7 protein-coding genes are annotated in these 4,072 nt (G+C 38.2%); 5 read left to right on the top strand and 2 right to left on the bottom strand.

Features of this window, described 5'->3' with window-relative positions:
- Positions 1–44: 44 nt before the first annotated feature.
- Positions 45–413 (bottom strand): IS66 family insertion sequence element accessory protein TnpB, encoded by a 369-nt coding sequence (gene tnpB, locus HT678_RS09875; protein WP_172924938.1) that lies wholly within the window; start codon positions 411–413, stop codon positions 45–47.
- A gap of 332 nt (positions 414–745) precedes the next feature.
- Here tnpB and HT678_RS09870 point away from each other — a divergent pair, with 332 nt between their 5' ends.
- Positions 746–1,054, top strand: coding sequence for a hypothetical protein (locus tag HT678_RS09870; protein WP_054393255.1), 309 nt, complete (start codon positions 746–748; stop codon positions 1,052–1,054).
- On the opposite strand, the gene HT678_RS11630 is transcribed toward HT678_RS09870, so the two are convergent.
- Positions 1,024–1,197 carry a hypothetical protein gene (locus HT678_RS11630; RefSeq protein ID WP_007285086.1) on the bottom strand — a complete coding sequence of 58 codons (174 nt, stop codon included), beginning with the start codon at positions 1,195–1,197 and terminating at the stop codon, positions 1,024–1,026. The genes HT678_RS09870 and HT678_RS11630 overlap by 31 nt on opposite strands.
- A gap of 173 nt (positions 1,198–1,370) precedes the next feature.
- Here HT678_RS11630 and HT678_RS09860 point away from each other — a divergent pair, with 173 nt between their 5' ends.
- From HT678_RS09860 to HT678_RS09845, 4 genes are all read left to right on the top strand, one after another.
- Positions 1,371–1,847: a PTS sugar transporter subunit IIA gene (locus HT678_RS09860; protein WP_000521974.1), complete on the top strand. Its 477-nt coding sequence runs from the start codon at positions 1,371–1,373 to the stop codon at positions 1,845–1,847.
- A gap of 38 nt (positions 1,848–1,885) precedes the next feature.
- On the top strand, positions 1,886–2,191 hold the full coding sequence (locus HT678_RS09855; protein WP_000590563.1) for a PTS sugar transporter subunit IIB: 306 nt from the start codon (positions 1,886–1,888) through the stop codon (positions 2,189–2,191).
- A 47-nt stretch (positions 2,192–2,238) separates the two neighbouring features.
- Positions 2,239–3,714: a PTS galactitol transporter subunit IIC gene (locus HT678_RS09850; RefSeq protein ID WP_172924936.1), complete on the top strand. Its 1,476-nt coding sequence runs from the start codon at positions 2,239–2,241 to the stop codon at positions 3,712–3,714.
- Positions 3,715–3,814: 100 nt separating this feature from the next.
- Positions 3,815–3,961: a hypothetical protein gene (locus tag HT678_RS09845; RefSeq protein WP_172924934.1), complete on the top strand. Its 147-nt coding sequence runs from the start codon at positions 3,815–3,817 to the stop codon at positions 3,959–3,961.
- Positions 3,962–4,072 lie beyond the last annotated feature (111 nt).

Genomic DNA, 4,072 nt, shown 5'->3' with positions numbered 1-4,072 from the left:
TCCTTGTTTTCTAACTTTATTATACTAAAAAGAAAGGCATCATTTCAATAGAAATCACGACTTTCTGATGAATTTATTTGGGGAGTGATAGAAAAGCCCTTCATCAGCCAGTCTACTTGTTCAGGTGTGAGAGCTTTGACATCCTTTTCTGTACTTGGCCAAGTCAACTTACCGTTCTCAAAGCGTTTATATAGTAGCCAACGTTTATATAGTAGCCAAAATCCTTGACCATCCCAGTAAAGAGCTTTAAAGCGGTCTTTACGTCCACCACAAAAGAGAAAAACTTGACCGGAGAAAGGATCCAATTCAAAGTGGGTTTTAATGAGATAAGCCAGTGAATCAATGCCTTGTCTCATATCCGTTTTCCCACATACGAGATAGACCTGCCCTAGGCTAGATAGATGAATTGTCATAGAGCAACACCTTATCCAAAAGCTCTTCTATCATTTCGAGATTGTGGAATCTCTACAGGAACAATAGGTTGTGGCATTAAAATATCCTCCAATAGTTTTACTTTACTAATAGTATACAGGAGGTCTTCCATGAATGATAGATACCTTGTTATGACGCGCTTACCCTGCTTCCTTATTTTATCGCCATTATTTAACCACTTAGACTGATATAGAGACCAGATAGGCAAAAGAACTTGTTCTTGAAACTGACCTCTACTATAATGATTTTTGTAAGGGACGTGAGGCTTCACTATCAGAGAACTCAAGTTCATAAAAAAATTGGAGATAAACAAATGAAAAAATTATTGGGAATTGTCTTTTTATTAGCAGCAGTGACAGTAGTGTATTTTAGTTCTGTTGGCTGGCCAAGTTTAGATGTCAACCTCTGGTCTTTGATTCCGGTGGGTCTGTTCCTCTTTTTCACTCTAGAGAATCTTTTGAAAAAGGATTACAAGGCTAGTCTGATGTGTTTGATTATTGCCTTTATCATTGCGAATGCAATTTTGGACCTGTTGCCAATTTCAAGTGGCTTGGTGATTGGAGCAGGCGTCCTAGCTTGTGTAGGGATTGGCTATCTATTTCCTGATAAAGAAGGAAAATAATACTCTTCGAAAATCTCTTCAAACCACGTCAACGTCGGCTTGTCGTAGATATGGTTACTGACTTGGTCAGTTCTATCCACAACCTCAAAACGGTGTTTTGAGCAGTCTGTGCCTAGCTTTCTAGTTTGCTCTTTGATTTTCATTGAGTATTAGAACAGAAAAATACTTGGAATATTTGTTTGTTTATTTTTATATAACAAACTATAAACACAACAAAAGTATAAAAAAAGACAAAAATTAACAGAAAACTATTGACAACGATTTCATATAGTGTTATACTTATGGCATAAAGTTAATGGAAAGAAGGGAAAACCTTATGGGATTAGATCATTTCTTTGACAAAAACCTTGTGTTTTGCTTAGAAGCGGATAATCAAGAACATCTCTTTGATCAGGTTGCAACTTTATTGGAAGAACGAGAAATTGTAACTCCGACCTATCGTGAAGCCTTGATCACGCGTGAAAAGTCATTTCCAACTGGCTTAGATATGGAATTTTTGGGTAAGGATTTGCCGAATGTGGCTATTCCTCATACAGATATTGTTCATAATTTAGCGGAGAAAGTTGTAGTGGTTCGATTAGAAAAACCGGTGACTTTCCACAATATGATTGCGCCAGATAAGGAAGTAGAAGTATCTTTACTCTTCTTTATCATTAATAACTCAAGTTCAAGTCAAACGAATATTCTTGCTCAGTTGATGGACTTCTTCACAGGAAATGGTCATCTTGAAGACCTATCAAAAATTTCTGAACCAGAAGCCCTCTATGCTTATATCGCTGAAGCAATCGCTTAATCTTGTCTATTAAAAATATTAAATCGGAGGAGATCCATATGATTAAAATTCTTGCTGCCTGCGGTGCAGGTGTTAACTCAAGTCACCAAATTAAAAGTGCTCTAGAAGAAGAACTTTCAAACCGTGGTTACGATGTTCACTGTGATGCAGTCATGGTGAAAGATGTAAACGAAGACCTTATGAAAGGTTACGATATCTTTACACCAATCGCTGCAACAGACCTTGGTTTTGAACCAGGTATCCCAGTTATCGAAGCTGGGCCAATCTTATTCCGTATCCCAGCAATGAGCGCTCCAGTATTTGACAATATTGAAGCAGCTATTAAAGAACACGGATTAAGCTAATTCTAATTTGTTAACATTCATATAACATCAAAAAGGGAGGAACTGTTATGGATGCAATCTTTGACCTAATCGGAAAGGTTTTCAATCCCATCTTAGAAATAGGTGGACCTGTCATCATGTTAATCATTTTGACAGTATTGGCTTTACTTTTTGGAGTGAAATTCTCCAAAGCGCTTGAAGGTGGTATCAAACTTGCCATCGCTCTTACAGGTATCGGTGCTATCATCGGTATGCTAAACACTGCTTTCTCAGCATCACTAGCAAAATTCGTTGAAAACACTGGTATCCAATTGAGTATTACCGACGTTGGTTGGGCACCACTCGCAACAATCACTTGGGGTTCTGCTTGGACACTATACTTCTTGCTCATCATGTTGATTGTCAACATAGTGATGCTAGCTATGAAGAAAACAGATACACTTGACGTTGATATCTTTGATATCTGGCACTTGTCTATCACAGGTCTCTTGATTAAATGGTATGCTGATAACAATGGTGTGAGTCAAGGGGTTTCACTCTTTATTGCTACAGCAGCTATCGTCCTTGTCGGTGTGTTGAAAATTATCAACTCTGACTTGATGAAACCTACATTTGATGACCTTCTTAACGCCCCAAGTTCATCACCAATGACATCAACTCACATGAACTACATGATGAACCCAGTTATCATGGTTTTGGATAAGATTTTTGAAAAATTCTTCCCAGGTCTTGATAAATATGACTTTGATGCTGCTAAATTGAACAAGAAAATCGGTTTCTGGGGATCTAAATTCTTTATCGGTTTCATTCTTGGTATTGTAATCGGTATTATGGGAACTCCACATCCAATTGCAGGAGTTGAAGATGCAGATAAATGGCGTCTTGTTATCAAAGGATGGTTGTCTCTTGGTTTGACTGCCGGTGTATCTTTGGAACTCTTCTCACTTATCGGTTCATGGTTCATCGCAGCCGTAGAACCACTATCACAAGGTATTACAAACGTTGCTACTAAACGTCTTCAAGGACGTAAATTCAATATCGGTCTTGACTGGCCATTCATCGCTGGTCGTGCTGAAATCTGGGCTTGTGCCAACGTACTTGCACCAATCATGTTGATTGAAGCAGTGCTTCTTTCAAAAGTTGGAAATGGTATCTTGCCACTTGCAGGTATCATCGCTATGGGTGTTACTCCAGCTCTCTTGGTTGTAACGCGTGGTAAATTGCTCCGTATGATTATCTTCGGAACACTCTTGTTGCCACTCTTCCTTCTTTCAGGTACACTTATTGCGCCATTTGCAACAGAACTTGCTAAAGGTGTAGGTGCCTTCCCAGAAGGTGTGAGCCAAACTCAATTGATTACTCACTCTACTCTTGAAGGACCAATCGAAAAACTTCTTGGTTGGACAATTGGTAACACTACAACTGGTGATATCAAAGCAATTCTTGGTGCAGTAGTCTTCCTTGTATTCTATATCGGTATCTTTGCTTGGTACAGAAAACAAATGATTAAACGTAACGAAGAGTACGCAGCAAAAGCAAAATAATGCGCTCCTATAAAATGTAAATTGTTGAACCTAGGTTGTCATACTGTTTAGGAGTGACAGCCTAGGTTTTTTATAAACTATCAAGAAATCGGAGAAAATAATGGTAATTGAATTATACTCAATGAAAATCAAAGAGCAAACTAGGAAGCTAGCCGCAGGTTGCTCAAAACACAGTTTTGAGGTTGTAGATAAGACTGACGAAGTCAGTTACATATATCTACGGCAAGGTGAAGCTGACGTGGCTTGAAGAGATTTTCGAAGAGCATTAGCGCCTAGTTAGCTGGGAAAGGAAGATATTTGTGACAAATAATAAACTGTATTCGTTGATAGAATTTAGAAATAAAATAATTGAAGAATT

The sequence above is a fragment of the Streptococcus sp. 3167 genome (genome assembly GCF_013277175.1).
GTDB lineage: Bacteria > Bacillota > Bacilli > Lactobacillales > Streptococcaceae > Streptococcus > Streptococcus pseudopneumoniae.
This window is presented reverse-complemented; position numbering and strand designations above follow the sequence as displayed.